We start from the raw sequence: 19,064 nt of genomic DNA, 5'->3' as shown, positions 1-19,064 counted from the left end.
CGTTGGCCGCACACGCCTAACCAGGGCACTCGTCGCCGGGGCCGGCGGGCGGCGGCGACCACGGCCACGGGACGTCCCGGCAGGCCGCCTCGACGAGCAGGGCCTCGACGGCGCGCAGGAACCCCTCCGCCCGCTCCGGCGGCAGGTAGCGGGTGTCCACGGTCACGGAGAGCTCGACCGCGCCGGGGGCGTCGACGACCTGGAGGCGGCAGCGCCAGCTGAACGCGTCCAGCTCCTCCACCCAGCGGAACGCGCTGCGCTCCGCCGCCGCCCGCAGCGTCGCCTCGTCCCAGCCGGCGGGGTCGGCGTCGACGGCGGGCGGCAGCCGGATGTCGTTGAGGTAGCAGAACGGGGCCAGGGCGGTGTGGTAGTCGAGGCCCCGCTCGGCGAACGCGCGTTCCAGCTCCCCCGGGTCGTAGTAGGCGTGCCGGTAGGCGTCCAGCGACGCCGCGCGGGCCCGGGTGAGCAGCTCGGCGAAGGGGGGCCGGCCGGCCAGGTCGATCCGGCAGAGCCCGATCTGGTTGAGCTTGCTGATCGCCCCGTCGTACCCGGGCTGGAAGCGGTTGTTGACCATCGTGAACACGCCGCAGACGTCGCCGCCGCCGTCGGCGGCGAGCACGGCGGCGGTGGCCGCGAGCAGCACCGTGGCGTTGCTGACCCCGTGCCGGGCGGCGACGAGCCGGGCCGCGTGGCGCACGGCCGGCGAGACCAGCGAGCCCCGGCGGTAGCGGGGGGTCAGGCCGGGGCCGACCGGGTCGAACAGGCCCACGGCGAGGTCGGGGAAGTGCCGCGTCCAGTACGCCACCGCCCGGTCGCCGCGGCGGCGCTCGCCGGCGCCCTCCCGCTCGGCGACGTCGAGCGACTGCGGGCCCGCCGGGGTGGGCACCGACCCCCGCAGCAGGAGCATCCGCAGGTCGCGCAGCACCGTCTCGGTGGCGTGGAAGTCGACGGTGGAGTGGCTGAACACCAGCACCACCTGGCGCACCCGGTCGGCCACGGTGACCAGGGCGGCCCGCACCGGCCACTCGGCGGCGTGGTCGAACCGGGGGTCGCCCAGCCGCGCGGCCAGCGCCGAGGCGGCGGCCCGGCCGTCGGGATCCGCGACGGCGTCGGCCACCGGGCGCACCAGCACGGGCAGCCGGCCCGCGCCGGTGGCCGCCTGGAACAGCTCGCCGTCGACCGAGCGGACCCGGGTGCGCAGCGACTCGTGCCGCCGCGCCAGGGCCGCGACGGCCCGCACGGCCCGCGCCACGTCGACGTCGGCGCGCCGGGACACGGCCAGCGTGCGGCGCAGGTTGAGCACGCTGTGGCGCGGCGACTCGAACACCTCGACGGCCCGCCACATCGCCCGCTGGCCCCAGGTGAGCGGGCCGGTCGCGTCCCGGCCGCCGGTGAACTCCGCGTACGCCAGCTGCTCGCCGGCGGCGGCCGGGAGCAGGGCGGGCGGCGGCGTCGGCGGGGGCGTCGCCGGGGCGGGCGACGGCCAGGGCACCTCGGCGAACGCGGCGTCCACCAGCAACTCCTCCAACTCGCGCAGGAACACCTCGACCGCGTCGAGGGCGACGTGCCGGGTGTCGGCGCTCAGGGTGAGCCCCACCCCGCCCGGTGCGTCGACCACGTGGGTCAACAGGTGCCAGGAGGACCGGCCCAGCCCGACCGTCCAGGAGAAGCCGCTGCGCGCCGCGGCGGCCCGCAGCTCGCCCCGGGTCGCCTCCGGCACGGCGGCGGGTCCGCCGACGGGCAGCCGGACGTCGTTGAAATAGTAGTGGGGCAGGAATGCCGAGTCGTAATCGCGCCCGGCCGCGGCGAATGCGGCGCGCAGCGCGGCCGGATCGTAATAGGCGTTCCGCAGGCCGTTCAGCGACGCCCGCCAGACGCGGGAGAGCACCTCCGGGAATGCCGGCCGGCCGCTCAGGTCCAGCACGCAGAATCCGATCTGGCCGAGGTTGGCCACGGCATTCGCGTAACCGGCCGGGAACCGATTGTGCGCCATCGGGAAAACGCCGCAGAGTTCCCGGCCGGAGCGGGCGGCGGCCAGGGTGCTCACCCCGGCGAGCAGCACCGCCGAGGTGCTGACCCGGTGCCGGGCGGCGATCATCCGGGACGCCACGTCGACGGCCGAGGAGACCAGCACGCCGCGGCGCAGCCGGGGGGTCAGGCCGGGGCCGCCGTCCGGCAGCGGCCCGGCCGGCAGCCGGTCGAACTCCCGCAGCCAGTACGCCACCGTCCGGGCGGAGCGCCGCCCGTCGGCGGTGTGCTGGAGCCGGGCCACGTCCGCCGACTGGGGACCGGGCGGGGTGTCGAGACGCCCGCGCAGCAGGAGCAGCCGCAGGTCCCGCAGCACCACCTCGGCGGCGTGGGCGTCCACCGTCGAGTGGCTGAACACCAGCACGACCTGGCGTACCCGGTCGGCCACGGTGACCACCGCGGCCCGCACCGGCCACTCCTGCGCGTGGTCGAACGCGACGTCGGCGAGCCGGTCGGCGACGTCGCGGGCGGCGGCAGCGCCGTCGTCCACGCCGGGCACGACCAGCACCGGCAGGTGTCCCGTCGCGGCCTCCTGCTGGCAGGGCCCGCCGTCGACCACCCGGACCCGGGTGCGCAGCGAGGCGTGCCGGCCCACCAGCGCGCCGAGCGCCCGGACGGCGCGCTCGGGGTCCACCCCGGCCCGGGCCGACAGCGACACCGTGCGGCGCAGGCTGAGGAAGCGGTGGCTGGAGCCGTACCGGGCGTCCGCCCGCCACGTCACCTGCTGCGCCCAGGTCAGCGGGGCCGGCGGGGAGCCGACGCCACGGAACGGCGCGGACAGCAGCGTCTCGTGCGCCCACTCGGCGGGCACGACCGCATCGACGAATCGCATTCCCGACCGTACGACGGGCGGTAGGGCGCCGGGTCGGTCGATCGGATTTTCCACAGTAGACCGATCAGACGACGCGATGCTCCGTTTGCAGCATGCAGACTACTGCTTCCGACCGACCCGGCGTGTGAGAAGGCTTCCGCGTGACCAATGTTGACGTACCGACGCGGGCCACATACACCCCGCCGAAAACGACGTTCCACCGTTCTGCGGAGAAACCGTCGCTGTCATTCGGCCAGGAGCGGATCTGGTTCACCGAGCAGCTGACCCCCGGCACCGCCGCGTACCTCGTCTGGTCGACGACCCGGCTGCGCGGCCCCCTGGCGGTCGACCTGCTGCGCGCGGCCCTCGACGGCGCCGCCGCCCGGCACGACAGCCTGCGCATGCGGTTCGCCGAGAACGCCGACGGCGAGCCCGTAGTGGCGGTGCTGCCCGAGGCGCGGGTGCCGGTCACCGTGGTCGACGCGCCGTCGCTGGCCGACGCCCGCGAGCTGGTGGCCGCCTCCGTGCGCACCCCGTTCGACCTCGGCGTCGCTCCCCTGCTGCGGGCGCTGGTGATCCGCCTCGCCGACGACGACCACGTGCTGCACCTGGCCATGCACCACATCGTCAGCGACGGCTGGTCGCTGGACCTGCTGCTGGGCGACGTGGCCGCCGGCTACGCCGCGCTGCGCGACGGCGGGCCGCCGCCACCGGCCCCCACCGTGGGGTACGTCGACTACGCCGCCTGGCAGCGCGACCGCCTCGACGGGCCCGCGTCCGGGGACGGGTTCGCGTACTGGGCCGGCGCGCTGGCCGGGGTGCCCCCGCTGGAGCTGCCCACCGACCGGCCCCGACCGGCCGTGCAGTCGTACGCGGGCGGCACGCACCGGTTCACCGTCGACGCCGACCTGACCGACGGGCTGCGCCGGCTCAGCCGCGCGCACCGGGCCACCCTCTACATGACCCTGCTCACCGGCCTGCAGGCGGTGCTGTTCCGCTACAGCGGCCAGCGGGACTTCGCCATCGGCTCCCCGGTGGCCGGGCGGGTGGTGCCGGAGCTGGAGAACCTGGTCGGCCTGTTCGTCAACACCCTCGCGCTGCGCGCCGACCTTGCCCCGATCGGCGCGACCGCCGACTCCCCCGCCGCCGAGCCCAGCTTCGCCGACCTGCTGCGGCGCACCCGCGGCACCGTCGTGCGCGCCCTGGCCCACCAGGAGATCCCCTTCGAACGGCTGGTCCGGGAGCTGAACGTGCCCCGCGACGTCAGCCGCTCCCCGGTGTTCCAGGTCCTGTTCACGTTGCAGAACTACGCCCGCGGCGGCGGCCGGTGGCCACGGGAGCTGAGCAGCGAGAGCCTCGGCGCGGACGCCGCCGCGGCCCGGTTCGACCTGTCGCTGTACGTCAGCGAGGCCGCCGACGGGCTGCGCGGCATGGTCGTCTACAACAGCGACCTGTTCGACGCCGACACGGTCGTCCGGCTGGCCGCGAGCCTCGACGCCCTGCTGCGCGCGGCGGTCGCCCGGCCGGACCTGCCGGTGGTCGACCTGGACCTGCTCGGCGACGCCGGACGCGACCGGGTGCTGGCGCTGGCCCGCCCCGACGGCGACGACCCGACGCCCGGCGGCGACCCGAAACCCGGCGGCGACCCCGCGGCCGACGGCGGGCCCGGGGTCACCGGCGCGGCGGCCACCCTGGCCGACCTGGTCGCCCCGCACGCCGCCGCGACCCCCGACGCGCCGGCCGTGGTGTGCGGCGCGGACGCGATCACCTACCGGGAGCTGGACCGGCGGGCCAACCGGCTGGCGCACTGGCTGCGCGGGCGCGGGGTCGGCCCCGACGTCCTGGTCGGGGTGCTGCTGGAACAGTCGGTGGAGCTGGCCGTGACGCTGCTGGGGGTGCTGCGGGCCGGCGGGGCGTACCTGCCGCTGGACCCGGAGCAGCCGCCGGCCCGGACGGGCCTGATGCTCGCCGACGCCCGGCCCGCCGTGGTGCTGACCAGCGCCGGGCTGCGCGACCGGCTGCCGGCGGAACCGGCCGCCACGCGGGCGGCCGACCCGGACGCCCCGGGCGTCGCGGTGGCCTGCCTGGAGCAGATCGCCGCCGAGGTGGCCGCCCGGCCCGACACGCCGCCCGGGGCCGGCAGCGGCGGCGACCTGGCGTACGTGATCTACACCTCCGGGTCCACCGGCGTCCCGAAGGGGGTGGCCGTCGCGCACCGGCAGGTGCTGCGCTACCTCGACGGGGTGGCCGACCGGTTCGCCGTCGTCCCGGCCGCCCGGTACGCGCTGTTGCAGTCGATGTCGTTCGACTTCGCCGTCACCGTCTTCTACCTGGCGCTGGCCACCGGCGGAACGGTGCACCTGGTGCCGCGCCGGTGCACCGGCGCGGAGCTGGCCGAGCAGCTCCGCGCGCACCGCATCGACTACCTGAAGATCACCCCGTCGCACCTGGCGGCGCTGGCCGCCGACGCCGGGCCGGGCGACCTGCTGCCCGCCCGGGCGCTGATCCTCGGCGGCGAGGCGTCCGACCTGGAGCGGATCGCGCCGCTGGCCGCCGCCGGGACGGCCCGGGTGTTCAACCACTACGGCCCCACCGAGGCCACGGTCGGCGTCGCCACCTACGAGGTGACCGCCGACGGGCCCGCCGACGGCCCGGTGCCGACCGGCCGGCCGCTGCCGCACGCCCGGGTCCACCTGCTCGACGAGCGGATGCGGCCGGTGCCCGTGGGGGTGCCCGGCGAGCTGTACCTGGGCGGGGACCGCCTGGCGCGCGGCTACCTCCACCGGCCCGGCCTGACCGCCGAACGGTTCGTGCCCGACCCGTACGGGCCGCCGGGGGCGCGCCTGTACCGCACCGGCGACCTGGGCCGGTGGCGCGCCGACGGGCAGCTCGTGTTCCTGGGCCGCCGCGACCACCAGGTGAAGATCCGCGGCTACCGGGTGGAGCTCGGCGAGGTCGAGGCCGCCCTGCGCGACTGCCCCGGCGTGCACCAGGCGGCGGTGCTGCTGCGCGACGACCGGCTCGTCGCCTACCTGGAGCCGACGCCCGACGCCGACGCCCCGGAGCCGGCGCGGCTGCGCCGCGTCCTGGCCGACCGGCTGCCCGAGCACATGGTGCCCTCTCGGTGGGTGGTGCTGGACCGGCTGCCGTTGCAGGAGCACGGCAAGGTGGACCGGCGGGCGCTGCCCGCGCCGACCGACGAGGTCCCCGCCGGCGAGCGGGTGCCGCCGGCCGGGCCGGTGGAGACGCTGGTCGCCGCGATCTGGCAGGCCGTGCTGGGGGTGGCCGAGGTCGGCGCGACCGACGACTTCTTCGACCTCGGCGGGCACTCGCTGCTGGCCACGCAGGTGGTGGCCCGGCTGCGCCGGGAGCTGCCCGCCGTGGCCGGCGGCGCGGCGGGCACGGTCAGCGTGATGGACCTGTTCCGGCACCGGACCGTCCGCGAGCTGGCCGCCCTGGCCGCCGGGGGCGACACCGGGCCGGCGGGGCTGCTGCACGAGCTGACCCCGCCGGTGGCCGCCGCCGACCGCGTGGCCACGCTCGTCTGCGTCCCGTACGGCGGCGGCAGCGCCGTGGTCTACCAGCCGCTGGCCGACGCGCTGCCCGCCGGGTACCGGCTGCTGTCGGTGGCCATGCCGGGCCACGACATCGGGCTGGCCGACGACCCCGCGCCGATCGACCAGGTCGCCGCCGGGGTCGCCGAGGAGATCCTGGCCCGGGTGCCGGGCCCGGTGATCCTGTACGGGCACTGCGGCCCCGGCGGCGCCCTCGCCGTGGAGGTGGCCCGGCTGCTGGAGGCGCGGGGACGCGACCTCGACGCCGTGTACCTCGGCGCGGTGTTCCCGTTCGGCCGTCCCGCCGGGGGGCCGCTCGGGCCGCTGCTGCGGCTGCGGCTGGCCGAGCGGATCCGCAGCGACCGGATCTATCGCACCTGGTTGCAGGCGCAGGGCACCTCCGTCGGCTCGCTCGCCCCCGACGAGGTGGCGTTCCTGATCCGGGCGATGCGCCACGACGCCCGGGTCTCCGAGGAGTACTTCACCGAGCTGATGCGCCGGCGGGTCACCCCGCTGCGCGCCCCGCTGATCTCGGTGGTCGGCGAGCGGGACCGCAGCACCGACTACCACGCCGAGCGGTTCCGGGAGTGGCACTTCCTCAGCGACCGCACCGCCCTCGCCGTGGTCGACGAGGCCGGGCACTACTTCCTGAAGTACCGGGCCGCCGAGCTGGCCGAGATCGTCACGACCGTGCACCGGCAGCTCGACGCCCCGGCCCCGCCCGCGCACCCGGCCGCCACCGCGCCTTCGCCGGCCGAGGCGCCGCGAGCCGACCCCGGGGCCGGGGACGCGGCCGCCGGGCCCGGCGCGCCGGCCGGCGCGGAGCCCGCGTGGCAGCTCGCCGGGATCTCCCGCCGGCCCGCCGGCCCGGCCGGGGCGGCGCAGGCTCCGGGGTCCGCGGCCGCCCCCGAGCCGAGCATGCGCCGGTTCGGCCTGGTCGCCGCCGGCCAGGTGGTCTCCGGCATGGGCACCGCGCTGACCAATTTCGCGATCCCCCTGTGGATCTACCTGGAGACCGGGTCGCTGGCCCGGTTCGCCCTGTTCGCCGTGCTCGGCCTGCTGCCGGGGCTGCTGGTCGCGCCGCTGGCCGGGGCCGTGATCGACCGGAGCAGCCGGCGGCGGGTGCTGTTGGCCGCCGGCGTCGCCGCCGGGGGCGCGAACGCGGTGCTGGCCGCCCTGGTGCTGGCCGACCGGGCGCAGGTGTGGCACTTCTACCCGCTGGTCGCCTGGCTGTCGGTGGCGCTGGCGTTCCAACGCCTGGCGTTCGTCTCGGCGGTGCCGCAGCTCGTGCCCAAGCGCTTCCTCGGCCACGCCAACGGCGTCACCCAGACCGCGATGGGGCTGACCCAGTTCACCGTCCCGCTGGTCGCGGTGGCCCTGCTCGACGCCGTCGGGCTGCGCGGCATCCTGCTCATCGACGTGGCCTCGTACGTGTTCGCGGTCGGGGTGCTGGGGCTCGTCAGGTTCCCCCGCACCCTGGCGCTGCAACGCCGCGAGGGCATCGGCGAGGAGATGGCCGCCGGCCTGCGGTACGCGCTGCGCCGCCGCGAGTTCCGGGCGATGCTGGCGTTCTTCGCCGCTCTCAACCTGTTCCTGTTCCCGGCGCTGTACCTGCTCTCCCCGCTGGTGCTGGGCTTCGCCGACCTGGACCAGGTGGCGCGGATCGCGCTGGCCGGCGGCGTCGGCGCGGCCGTCGGCGGCCTGGTGATGCTGGTCTGGGGCGGCCCGAGCCGCCGCCGGATGCGGGCGGTGCTGCTGGGCACCCTCGGCATCGCGGCGGCGGCCGTGCTGACCGGGCTGCGGCCGGATCCGCTGGTGGTCGGGGCGGGCGCGTTCGGCATGTACCTGGCCCTCGGCGTCGTCAACGGCGTCTACAACACGATCATCCAGACGAAGGTGCCGCCGCGCTTCCACGGCCGGGTGTTCGCGCTCAACCAGATGATCGCCTGGTCGACCATGCCGCTGGGCTGGGGGCTCGTCGCCCCGTTCGCGGCGCGGGTCGCCGAGCCGCTGCTGCTGCCCGGCGGCGCGCTGGCCGGCACGGTCGGCGCGGTCATCGGCGTCGGCCCGGGCCGGGGCCACGGCCTGCTCTACGTCGTGTTCGGGGTGTGCATCGCGCTGACCGCCCTCGTGGCGCTGGCCACGCCGGTGCTGGCCCGGTTCGACGACGAGGTGCCCGACGCGCCGCCGGACGACCTGGTCGGCATCGCCGAACGCGAGGCCCGCGCCGCCGGGCGTCCGGCCCGCGCCGCCGCCGACGCGGGGCAGGCCCAGGGCGGGTCGCGGTGACCGCGGCGACTGCCGCGCCGCCGGCCGCCCGGACCGTGCCGGAGCTGCTGGCCTGGCGCACCGCCCTGCACCCCGACCGGGTCGCCGTCGAGGTGGCCGGGGTGCGGGCGCTGACCTTCGCCGACTGGTCGGCCGGCGCGGCGGCCGTCGCCGCCGGCCTGCGCGGCCGGGGGGTGCGCCCCGGCGACCGGGTCGGCCTGGTGTTCGGCGCCCGCGACTGGACCGGCTTCGCGGTGGCGTACTGCGGGGTGTTGCGGGCCGGCGCGGTCGCGGTGCCGCTGTCGGACCGGCTCGCCGCCGGGCAGCTCGGCCACGCGCTGACCCACTGCGGGGCCGCCGCCGTCGTGCACGGCGACGCCACGGCCGCCCCGCCCGCCCCCGCCGGGCTGCCGGTGTGGCGGGCCGCCGACCTGGCCGCCGGGCCCGCCGACGCCGCCGACCCCCCGCCGGTACGCCCCGGCGACCTCGCGCAGATCCTCTACACCTCCGGCACGACCGGCCGCCCGAAGGGCGTCGCCGCCAGCCACGCCAACCTGACCGCCGGCGCGCCGACGCACCCGCGCCGGTTGGCGCTGGCCCACTCGGAGCGGTTCCTGCACGCGTTCGCCATCGGCACCAACGCCGGGCAGACGATGCTGTTCAACGCGCTGACCGCGAAGGCCGGCGCGCTCACCCTGCCCACGTTCACGCCGGTCCGGTTCGCCCGGCTGGTGGAGACCCCGGGCACGGGGACGCTGTTCGTCGTCCCGTCGATGGCCATCGAGCTGCTCGACTCGGGGGCGCTGCGCGGCCGGGACGCCTCCGGCGTACACCTGATCGGGTCGACCGCGGCGGCGCTGCCGCCGGCCGTGGCGGCCCGGCTCGCCGCGGCCTTCCCCGAGGCCACCATCGTCAACTACTACACCTCCACCGAGGCCGCCCCCGCCCAGACCACGATGATCTGGGATCCGGCGCGCCGGGACGCGGTGGGCCGCCCGGTCGGCGGGCAGCTACGCGTCGCCGACGCCGACGGCAACCCGCTGCCGCCCGGCGTCACCGGCGACGTGTGGCTGCGCGCGCCGTACCCCCGCGCCTACTACCGCGACGACGACGCCAACCGGGCCACCTTCCGGGCCGGGTGGGTGCGGATGGGCGACGTCGGACGCGTCGACGCCGACGGCTACCTCTACCTCACCGACCGGCACCAGGACGTCATCAAGTCCGGCGCGTTCAAGGTCTCCAGCCTGGAGGTCGAGGCGGCGCTGCACGAGCACCCCCTCGTCGCCGAGGCGGCCGTCGTCGGCGTGCCGCACCCGGTGCTCGGCTCGGCCGTCGCCGCCGCCGTGGTGGCCCGGCCGCACGCCGACGCCGCCGGGCTGACCCTGCCGGCGCTGCGCGCCTTCCTCGCCGACCGGCTCGCCGACTACCAGCTTCCCGCCCGGCTGCTGCTGCTCGCCGAGCTGCCCCGCAACGAGGGCGGCAAGGTGCTCAAGCGGCAGCTCACCGGCCTGTTCGACAACTGATCCACCCCGACACCGATCCATGGGAGAGCATGTGGGCACCGCCGAGGCGACATCCGCGCAGCACGCCGTCTGGTTCACCGAGCAGGCCGGGGTCGCCGGCGCGGCGTACCACATGGCGCTCGGCGTCCGGTTCGCCGCCGGCCTGGACCGCCGGGCCCTGGTCGAGGCGTGCGCCGCCGTGGCCGACCGGCACCCCGTGCTGGGCGCCCGGGTCGTCACCGACGCCGACGGCACGCCGGGGCTGGCCCCCGCCGCCGGGCGCGCCTCGGTGGCCTTCGGCGAGTGGACCGACACCCGCGTCGCCGAGGAGCTGGCCCGCCCGCACGACCTGCGGGTCGGCCCGCTGGCCCGGTTCACGCTGCTGACCGCCGCCGACGGGCGGCACCTGCTGCTGGTCTGCGTCCACCACCTCGCCTTCGACGGCATGTCGAAGGACGTGCTGGCGCGCGACCTGGCCGACGCGTACGCCGCCGCGCTCGCCGGGACGGCGGCGCAGGCCACGCCCCGCCCCGACGGGTACGCCGGGGACGCGGCGGCCGAACGGGACCGCGTCGCCGTCGACCTGCCGGCCGCCCGCGAGTTCTGGGCGCGGCACCGGCCCGACGCCGTCGACGTGGTCCTGCCGGGGCTGCGCCGGGTGCCCACCGGCGCGGAGCCGGGCGGCGTCGTGGCCGTGGCGCTGCCCGCCGACCTGGTCGACGGCGTGGGCCGGGCCGCCGCCGGCCTCGGGGTGACCCGCTTCGAGCTGCTGCTCGCCGCCGTGCACGCCCTGCTGCACCGCTACGGCAACCGGGGCGTGCCCGTCGGCGTCACGCTCTCCACCCGCACCCCGGGGCAGGCCGACCGGGTCGGGTTGTTCGTCAACGAGCTGCCGGTCACCGCCGACGACCCCGCCGACGGCTCGTTCGCCGCGCACGCCCGCGCGGTGCGGGCCCGGCTACGCGAGGTGTACCGGTTCCGGCACGTGCCGCTGGCCCACGCCGTGCCGGGGCTGCGCCCCGCGCCCGCGCTCACCGCGGTGTCGGTCGGCTACCGCCGGCGCGGCGACGACCCCGCGTTCGCCGGGGTGGCCGCCGAGGTGGAGTGGACCCTGTTCGGCGGCGCCGCCCGCAACGCGCTGCACGTGCAGGTCGTGGACGGCCCGACGGGCATCGACGTCGGCCTCCAGCACAGCCCGGCCGCCATCGACACCGACGCGGTCGACCGCATCGGCGGGCACCTGCGCACCCTGCTCGCCGCCGTCGTGGCGGACCCCCGGCGGCCGGTGGCCGACCTGCCGGTGCTGCCCGCCGACGAGCGGGACCGGGTGACCCGGGCCGGCACCGGCCCCTCGCGGGCGTACCCGGACACCACCGTGCCCGAGCTGTTCGCCGCCCGGGTCGCCGCCGACCCGGACGCGGTGGCCGTCGTCGACGGCGACGTGCGGCTCGGCTACGCCCAGCTCGACGCCGCCGCCGGCCGGCTCGCGGCGCTGCTGCGCGGGCGGGGCGTCGGCCCGGGCTCGCTGGTCGCGGTGGCGCTGGACCGGTCCTGGCGGACGGTGGCGACGATGCTGGCGGTGCTGCGCTGCGGGGCGGCGTACCTGCCCGTCGACCTGGGCCACCCGGCAGCGCGGCAGCGGCTGGTGCTCGCCGACGCCGCCCCGGCGCTGGTGGTGACCGCCGCCGCGCCGGACGCCGGCCCGGACGCCGGCCCGCCGGTGCTCGCCCTCGACGGGGTGGACCTGCTCGCCGGCGCGCGCCCGGGGCCGGACGCCGACGCCCCGACGGCCGCCGACCTCGCGTACGTGCTCTACACCTCCGGCTCGACCGGCCACCCCAAGGGCGTGGCGGTCGGTCACGGCGCGCTGACCAACCTGCTGCTGGGCCTGCGGGACCTGCTGGACGCCGGGCCCGCGCACCGCTGGCTGCACCTGACCTCGCCGTCGTTCGACATCTCCGCCGTGGAGGTGTTCCTGCCGCTGGTCACCGGCGGCCGGGTGGTCGTCGCCTCGGGCGTCAACGCGCTCGACGGCGCGGCCGTGCTGCGGCTGGTCCGCGCCGCCGGGGTGACCCACGCCCAGGCCACCCCGTCTGGCTGGCGGGTGCTGCTGGACGCGGGCCTCGGCGCGGACCACGCGGCGGGCGCGGCCGGGCCGCTGGTCGCGGTCTGCGGCGGGGAGGCGCTGCCGGTCGCCCTCGCCCGCGAGCTGCGGGCCCGCACGGCCCGGCTGGTCAACGGGTACGGTCCGACGGAGGCCACCGTCTACGCCACCGTCGAGGACGTCCCCGCCGACCCGGACACGGTGACCATCGGCCGGCCGCTGCCGAACGTGCGGGCGTACGTGTTGGACGCCGCGCTGCGGCCGGCGCCGATCGGGGTTCCCGGCGAGCTGTACCTGGCCGGGGCGGGGCTCGCCGCCGGCTACCGGGGGCGCGACGACCTGACCGCCGAGCGGTTCGTGCCGGACCCGTCCGGCGCGGCCGACGGCCGCATGTACCGCACCGGGGACCGCTGCCGGTGGCTGCCGGACGGCCGGATCGACTTCCTCGGCCGCGCCGACGACCAGGTGAAGGTCCGGGGGCACCGGCTCGAACTGGGCGAGGTCACCGCCCGCCTGCTGGAGCACCCGGGGGTGGTCGAGGCGACCGCGACGCTGCACGCCGACGGCGACGGCGAGGCCCGCCTCGTCGCGTACGCGGTGCCCCGCGCCGGCTCGGTCGTCGACCCGGCGGAGCTGCGGCGGCACTTGGCGCTCAGCCTCCCGGCGGCGGTCCTGCCCACCGACTGGGTGCTGCTGGACCGGCTGCCCGTCGGCCCCACCGGCAAGGTCGACCGGGCCGCGCTGCCCGCGCCGGCGCGCCGCGACGCCCCCGCGGCGACGCCCGCCGCACCGCAGGACGCCGCCGACCCGGTGGTGCAGGGCCCCGCCGACCCGGTGGTGGAGACGCTGCGCGAGATCTGGCAGGACGTGTTGAAGATCCCCGACATCGGGCTGCACGAGGACCTGTTCGACCTGGGCGGGCACTCGCTGACCATCACCCGGATCAGCGGGCGGATCCAGCAGCGGCTCGGCGTCGAGGTGCCGCTCGACGCCTTCTTCGACACCCCCACGATCGCGGAGATCGCCCAGATCGTCCGCCAGTCCCGAGAGGAGCCCTGATGGGCGTCACCGACCCACGTACCCGGATCGCCGCGATGGTCAGCGAGGCCACCGGGGGCGACGTGTCCGCCGTCGACGTGCTCGACGGCGGCTCGCTGACGGCCCTGGGCGTCGACTCCCTCGGCCTGCTGCGCCTCGTCGACGCCCTCGAGCTGGAGTACGGCGTCGAGGTGGAGCTGACCGCGCCCGGTCAGCGGGTGGACACGGTCGACGACCTGGTGGCGATCGTCGCGCGGGGCTGAACGTCGGGTGGCGGTGGCGCCCCCCGGGCCGCGCCACCGCCACCCCTGCCGGCGTCACCGCAGCCGGCGACGCCCGCTCAACCACTCCCGCGCGGGCCGTGTGTTGAGCGACCAGAGGACCCAGGCCAGCAGCCCCAGCCCGACGATCGTGATCGCGCCGAAGAGACCCAGCGAGGCTGCGGCGAACAGCCCGGACAGCGCGTACGCCGGGTAGGCCGCCCACGGCCGGCGGGCCGCCAGGGTGCCGGCCACCAGCGCGCAGGCCGCCGCCATGACGGCGAAGAACACCGCGGCGCCCAGCGAGCCGTCCTGCACCAGCAGCCGGTGCACCGTCGCCAGGGCGAACAGCAGCGTCAGGACCGCGAACACGAGCACGGTGATCCGCACGGGGCCGGGCATCGGCGGGGAACCCAGCAGGTCCCCGTATCCGCCCCCACGAAACGATCGAACGGCCATGGGACAACGATGGCCGTCTACTTTTACGTCTCTTGAACACTGTCAGGAAGACGACAGGTAGGGGCGGGGGCCTAAGCTTCCCGCCATGGCGAAGTACCTCGACGTGCACCCGGACAACCCGCAGCCCCGCACCATCGGCCAGGTGGCCGACCTCATCCGCCGGGACGGGCTGATCGCCTACCCCACGGACTCCTGCTTCGCCCTGGGCTGCCGGCTCGGCAACAAGGACGGCATGGACCGGATCCGGGAGATCCGCCACCTCGACAGCGGCCACCACTTCACCCTGGTGTGCCGCGACTTCGCGCAGCTCGGCCAGTTCGTGCACCTCGGCAACGCCGTCTTCCGGGCCGTCAAGGCAGCCACCCCCGGCAGCTACACCTTCATCCTGCCCGCCACGAAGGAGGTGCCGCGCCGGCTGCTGCACCCGAAGAAGAAGACCGTCGGCGTCCGCATCCCCGCGCACACCGTCGCCCAGGCCCTGCTCACCGAGCTGGGCGAACCGCTGCTGTCGAGCACCCTGCTGCTGCCCGGTGACGACGAGCCGATGACCCAGGGCTGGGAGATCAAGGAACGCCTCGACCACGTCGTCGACGCGGTCGTCGACTCCGGCGACTGCGGCACCGAACCCACCACGGTGGTGGACTTCTCCGACGGGGAACCCGAGATCGTCCGCGTCGGCGCCGGGGACCCGTCCCGCTTCGCCTAGCCGACCGGGGCGAAGCCGAGGGAGGCGCGGTGTGGGCCGGACCAGCCGGAGCCGAACGAGCCGTCGGGCTGCCCCTGCGCGTCGTACACCACCACGTGCAGCTCGCACGTCGTCATGAAGTCATCCGGCGCGCAGCTCGGCCAGTACCGGACATTCACGGACGCCGCGAACGTGTCGTCCCCGGTGAGCGGCACCGTGGCCAGCGGCGTGTCGTCATAGCAGCCGCTGCCCTGGATGATGTCGTAGCACGCGGTCTGAATGATGGTCACGTGCCGACCGGGTGAGCCCTTCGCGGTGCCGGTGACCTCCACCAGTTGCCCGTCGACCAGGCCACTGTTCGGGGTCGCCGTGATGGTGGCCGGGTCGCCGGTGAACTCCAGGGCCGCCGTGGCGACCGACTGCCGATCACCGTCGACAACCCACTCGACGAAGAGTCGGCAGATGTCCGCGCGGCAGTAGACCGGCTCGTCGTCTCCGTAGGGGCGGCTGCGGTAGACCGTGACGCTGGCGTTCACCCGCTCGGAGATCCGCCCCAGCCGGCCGGTGGTCGTCGTGTGCACGACCGGGCAGCCGATGCGGCTGCCGTCGTAGTCGTAGGCGGCCTTGTCGCACTGGACGATGGAGACCTCGGTCCTCCTGGGCAGGCCGGTCGCCGTGACCCTGACGACCGACGAGGCCGACAACCCGGTCGCCGGGCGCGCCGTGACCGACGGTGCGGGGTCGAGCTGGGCCGACACCGCAGGGGCGGGCGGGCTCACGGCCACGACGCCCGCGGCCAGCACCACTGCGGACAACCATGACCGGAACCTCACGTCGCGCCCCTTCCACAACAGCCCGCCATCGACGCTCGCCGTTGCAGTATCGACCCTAGTCCCAGAGACGGGACCGGTCGCTGTCGGCTGCCGGACAGCGCCGCACACACCGCAACCCCCACGCTGGCGGCATCCGGGTGCTGCGGGCGGCGTTCGGGCCGGAATGCGTTTCAGGGCCACCCCTCATGGGGTGGCCCTGAAACGAAAGAATGTCCGGCGGTGTCCTACTCTCCCACACCCTCCCGAGTGCAGTACCATCGGCGCTGGAGGGCTTAGCTTCCGGGTTCGGAATGTAACCGGGCGTTTCCCCTCCGCCATGACCGCCGTAACTCTATGAACATATCAAACAACCCACAACCCCAACCGGGTGGGCGTCTGTTTGTTCAGAGTTGCACAGTGGACGCGAGCAGAATCTTTGTAGTCAAGTCCTCGGCCTATTAGTACCGGTCAACTCAACCCGTTACCGAGCTTACATCTCCGGCCTATCAACCCAGTCGTCTAGCTGGGGGCCTTACCCCACCAAAGGTGGGTGGGATACCTCATCTTGAAGCAGGCTTCCCGCTTAGATGCTTTCAGCGGTTATCCCTTCCGAACGTAGCCAACCAGCCGTGCCCCTGGCGGGACAACTGGCACACCAGAGGTTCGTCCGTCCCGGTCCTCTCGTACTAGGGACAGCCCTTCTCAAGTATCCTACGCGCACGGCGGATAGGGACCGAACTGTCTCACGACGTTCTAAACCCAGCTCGCGTACCGCTTTAATGGGCGAACAGCCCAACCCTTGGGACCTGCTACAGCCCCAGGATGCGACGAGCCGACATCGAGGTGCCAAACCATCCCGTCGATATGGACTCTTGGGGAAGATCAGCCTGTTATCCCCGGGGTACCTTTTATCCGTTGAGCGACACCGCTTCCACACGCAAGTGCCGGATCACTAGTCCCGACTTTCGTCCCTGCTCGACCTGTCAGTCTCACAGTCAAGCCCCCTTGTGCACTTGCACTCAACACCTGATTGCCAACCAGGCTGAGGGAACCTTTGGGCGCCTCCGTTACCCTTTAGGAGGCAACCGCCCCAGTTAAACTACCCACCAGACACTGTCCCTGAACCGGATAACGGCCCGAAGTTAGATACCCGAATCAACCAGAGTGGTATTTCAAGATTGCCTCCACCCATACTGGCGTATGGACTTCACCGGCTCCCACCTATCCTACACAAGCTAACTCAGATACCAATGTCAAGCTATAGTAAAGGTCCCGGGGTCTTTCCGTCCTGCCGCGCGTAACGAGCATCTTTACTCGTAATGCAATTTCGCCGGGCCTGTGGTTGAGACAGTGGGGAAGTCGTTACGCCATTCGTGCAGGTCGGAACTTACCCGACAAGGAATTTCGCTACCTTAGGATGGTTATAGTTACCACCGCCGTTTACTGGCGCTTAAGTTCTCCGCTTCGCCCCCCAAAAGGAGCTAACAGGTCCCCTTAACGTTCCAGCACCGGGCAGGCGTCAGTCCATATACATCGAATTACTTCTTCGCATGGACCTGTGTTTTTAGTAAACAGTCGCTTCCCCCTGCTCTCTGCGGCCATACAACGCTCCACCCGCAAGGGGCTTCACGTCTCCGGCCCCCCTTCTCCCTAAGTTACGGGGGCAATTTGCCGAGTTCCTTAACCACAGTTCGCCCGATCGCCTCGGTATTCTCTACCTGACCACCTGTGTCGGTTTGGGGTACGGGCCGCTCAGAACTCGCTAGAGGCTTTTCTCGGCAGCATAGGATCACTGACTTCACCTGAATCGGCTCGGCATCACGTCTCAGCCTGAATGATGTGCGGATTTGCCTACACACCGGCCTACACGCTTACCCCGGCACAACCACCGGCCGGGATCAGCTACCTTCCTGCGTCACCCCATCGCTTGACTACTACCCGCCAGGTTCCCACGCTCCCCACCCTCAGTCCGAAGACCTTGGATGGTTTGGGTGGTTAGCACAACGAGGTTCATCACGGGCGCTCCTTCGCGGGTACGGGAATATCAACCCGTTGTCCATCGACTACGCCTCTCGGCCTCGCCTTAGGTCCCGACTCACCCAGGGCGGATTAGCCTGGCCCTGGAACCCTTGGTCATCCGGCGGAAGGGTTTCTCACCCTTCTTTCGCTACTCATGCCTGCATTCTCACTCGTGCCGCGTCCACAACTAGGTCACCCCGCTGCTTCACCCCCGGCACGACGCTCCCCTACCCACCCACACACCTGCACCAGACATCAAGGCCTGGCGAAGTAACATGTGAGTGCCACAGCTTCGGCGGTGTGCTTGAGCCCCGCTACATTGTCGGCGCGGAACCACTTGACCAGTGAGCTATTACGCACTCTTTAAAGGGTGGCTGCTTCTAAGCCAACCTCCTGGTTGTCTATGCGACCCCACATCCTTTTCCACTTAGCACACGCTTAGGGGCCTTAGCTGGTGATCTGGGCTGTTTCCCTCTCGACTACGAAGCTTATCCCCCGCAGTCTCACTGCCGCGCTCTCACTTACCGGCATTCGGAGTTTGGCTGATTTCAGTAAGCTTGTGGGCCCCCTAGACCATCCAGTGCTCTACCTCCGGCAAGAAACACACGACGCTGCACCTAAATGCATTTCGGGGAGAACCAGCTATCACGGAGTTTGATTGGCCTTTCACCCCTAACCACAGGTCATCCCCCAACTTTTCAACGTTGGTGGGTTCGGCCCTCCACGTAGTCTTACCCACGCTTCAGCCTGCCCATGGCTAGATCACTCCGCTTCGGGTCTAGAGCATGCGACTCAAACGCCCTATTCAGACTCGCTTTCGCTACGGCTCCCCCACACGGGTTAACCTCGCCACATGCCACTAACTCGCAGGCTCATTCTTCAAAAGGCACGCCGTCACCCCGCAAGGCTCCGACGGATTGTAGGCGAACGGTTTCAGGTACTATTTCACTCCCCTCCCGGGGTACTTTTCACCATTCCCTCACGGTACTCGTCCGCTATCGGTCACCAGGAAGTATTTAGGCTTACCAGGTGGTCCTGGCAGATTCACGGCAGATTACAGGAGTCCGCCGCTACTCGGGAACACCCACAGAAGACCAGCAAATTTCACCTACCGGACTCTCACCGTCTACGGTCAGCCATTCCAGACCATTCGGCTATCCACTGGCTTTATCACTCCTCACACGAGTGTCAGCTCGTGTAGCAGGGTCCCACAACCCCGACCACGCAACCCCTGACAGGTATCACACGCAACCGGTTTAGCCTCAATCCGCTTTCGCTCGCCACTACTCACGGAATCACTATTGTTTTCTCTTCCTACGGGTACTGAGATGTTTCACTTCCCCGCGTTCCCCCCACACACCCTATGAATTCAGGTGCAGGTGACTGGACATGACTCCAGCCAGGTTTCCCCATTCGGACACCCTGGGATCACAGCTCGGTTGACAGCTCCCCCAGGCCTATCGCGGCCTCCCACGTCCTTCATCGGCTCCTGGTGCCAAGGCATCCACCGTTCGCCCTTGACAA

At 73.2% G+C, this 19,064-nt stretch carries 8 protein-coding genes and 2 rRNA genes (1 of these 10 only partly in view); 5 read left to right on the top strand and 5 right to left on the bottom strand.

Annotation, left to right across the window (positions count from 1 at the left end):
- Positions 1 to 16: 16 nt before the first annotated feature.
- Positions 17 to 2,860, bottom strand: a complete 2,844-nt coding sequence (locus O7633_RS02335; RefSeq protein WP_282325721.1) for a condensation domain-containing protein — start codon at positions 2,858 to 2,860, stop codon at positions 17 to 19.
- 140 nt (positions 2,861 to 3,000) lie between these two features.
- Between O7633_RS02335 and O7633_RS02330 the strand changes: the two genes are divergently transcribed.
- Genes O7633_RS02330 through O7633_RS02315 form a run of 4 tightly spaced genes read left to right on the top strand, consistent with a single transcriptional unit; the run spans position 3,001 to position 13,568 of the window.
- Complete coding sequence (locus O7633_RS02330) at positions 3,001 to 8,682, top strand: non-ribosomal peptide synthetase/MFS transporter (protein ID WP_282325720.1); 5,682 nt, start codon at positions 3,001 to 3,003, stop codon at positions 8,680 to 8,682.
- The gene (locus O7633_RS02325; protein WP_282325719.1) at positions 8,679 to 10,184 is read left to right on the top strand and encodes an AMP-binding protein; all 1,506 of its coding nucleotides are present in this window, start codon (positions 8,679 to 8,681) and stop codon (positions 10,182 to 10,184) included. The genes O7633_RS02330 and O7633_RS02325 overlap by 4 nt, the downstream gene beginning before the upstream one ends.
- A gap of 19 nt (positions 10,185 to 10,203) precedes the next feature.
- Positions 10,204 to 13,326: an amino acid adenylation domain-containing protein gene (locus tag O7633_RS02320; protein ID WP_282325718.1), complete on the top strand. Its 3,123-nt coding sequence runs from the start codon at positions 10,204 to 10,206 to the stop codon at positions 13,324 to 13,326.
- Positions 13,326 to 13,568: an acyl carrier protein gene (locus O7633_RS02315; protein ID WP_178065507.1), complete on the top strand. Its 243-nt coding sequence runs from the start codon at positions 13,326 to 13,328 to the stop codon at positions 13,566 to 13,568. Before O7633_RS02320 ends, O7633_RS02315 begins: the two co-directional genes overlap by 1 nt.
- 54 nt (positions 13,569 to 13,622) lie before the next feature.
- Here the strand turns inward: O7633_RS02315 and O7633_RS02310 are convergent, their stop codons facing one another.
- Positions 13,623 to 14,024: a hypothetical protein gene (locus O7633_RS02310; RefSeq protein WP_074476487.1), complete on the bottom strand. Its 402-nt coding sequence runs from the start codon at positions 14,022 to 14,024 to the stop codon at positions 13,623 to 13,625.
- An 85-nt stretch (positions 14,025 to 14,109) separates the two neighbouring features.
- On the opposite strand from O7633_RS02310, the gene O7633_RS02305 reads away from it, so the two are divergent.
- Complete coding sequence (locus O7633_RS02305) at positions 14,110 to 14,730, top strand: L-threonylcarbamoyladenylate synthase (RefSeq protein WP_074476488.1); 621 nt, start codon at positions 14,110 to 14,112, stop codon at positions 14,728 to 14,730.
- On the opposite strand, the gene O7633_RS02300 is transcribed toward O7633_RS02305, so the two are convergent.
- The 3 genes from O7633_RS02300 to O7633_RS02290 form a co-directional block, all read right to left on the bottom strand.
- Entirely contained in the window at positions 14,727 to 15,542 is an 816-nt protein-coding gene (locus O7633_RS02300) for a hypothetical protein (RefSeq protein ID WP_282325715.1), read from the bottom strand. The two genes, O7633_RS02305 and O7633_RS02300, sit on opposite strands and share 4 nt — an antisense overlap.
- Before the next feature lie 211 nt (positions 15,543 to 15,753).
- A 5S ribosomal RNA gene (gene rrf / locus O7633_RS02295) occupies positions 15,754 to 15,870 on the bottom strand.
- An 89-nt stretch (positions 15,871 to 15,959) separates the two neighbouring features.
- Positions 15,960 to 19,064: ribosomal RNA gene (locus O7633_RS02290) — 23S ribosomal RNA — on the bottom strand (it continues 7 nt past the right edge of the window).

Source organism: Micromonospora sp. WMMD712, from assembly GCF_029581295.1.
Taxonomy (GTDB): domain Bacteria; phylum Actinomycetota; class Actinomycetes; order Mycobacteriales; family Micromonosporaceae; genus Micromonospora; species Micromonospora carbonacea.
This window is presented reverse-complemented; position numbering and strand designations above follow the sequence as displayed.

What these genes read in the sequence shown, in the direction of transcription:
- O7633_RS02310 (WP_074476487.1), bottom strand. Translation starts at nt 14,024, where the DNA reads ATGGCCGTTCGATCGTTTCGTGGGGGCGGATACGGGGACCTGCTGGGT.
- O7633_RS02335 (WP_282325721.1), bottom strand. Translation starts at nt 2,860, where the DNA reads ATGCGATTCGTCGATGCGGTCGTGCCCGCCGAGTGGGCGCACGAGACG.
- O7633_RS02320 (WP_282325718.1), top strand. Translation starts at nt 10,204, where the DNA reads ATGGGAGAGCATGTGGGCACCGCCGAGGCGACATCCGCGCAGCACGCC.
- O7633_RS02305 (WP_074476488.1), top strand. Translation starts at nt 14,110, where the DNA reads ATGGCGAAGTACCTCGACGTGCACCCGGACAACCCGCAGCCCCGCACC.
- O7633_RS02315 (WP_178065507.1), top strand. Translation starts at nt 13,326, where the DNA reads ATGGGCGTCACCGACCCACGTACCCGGATCGCCGCGATGGTCAGCGAG.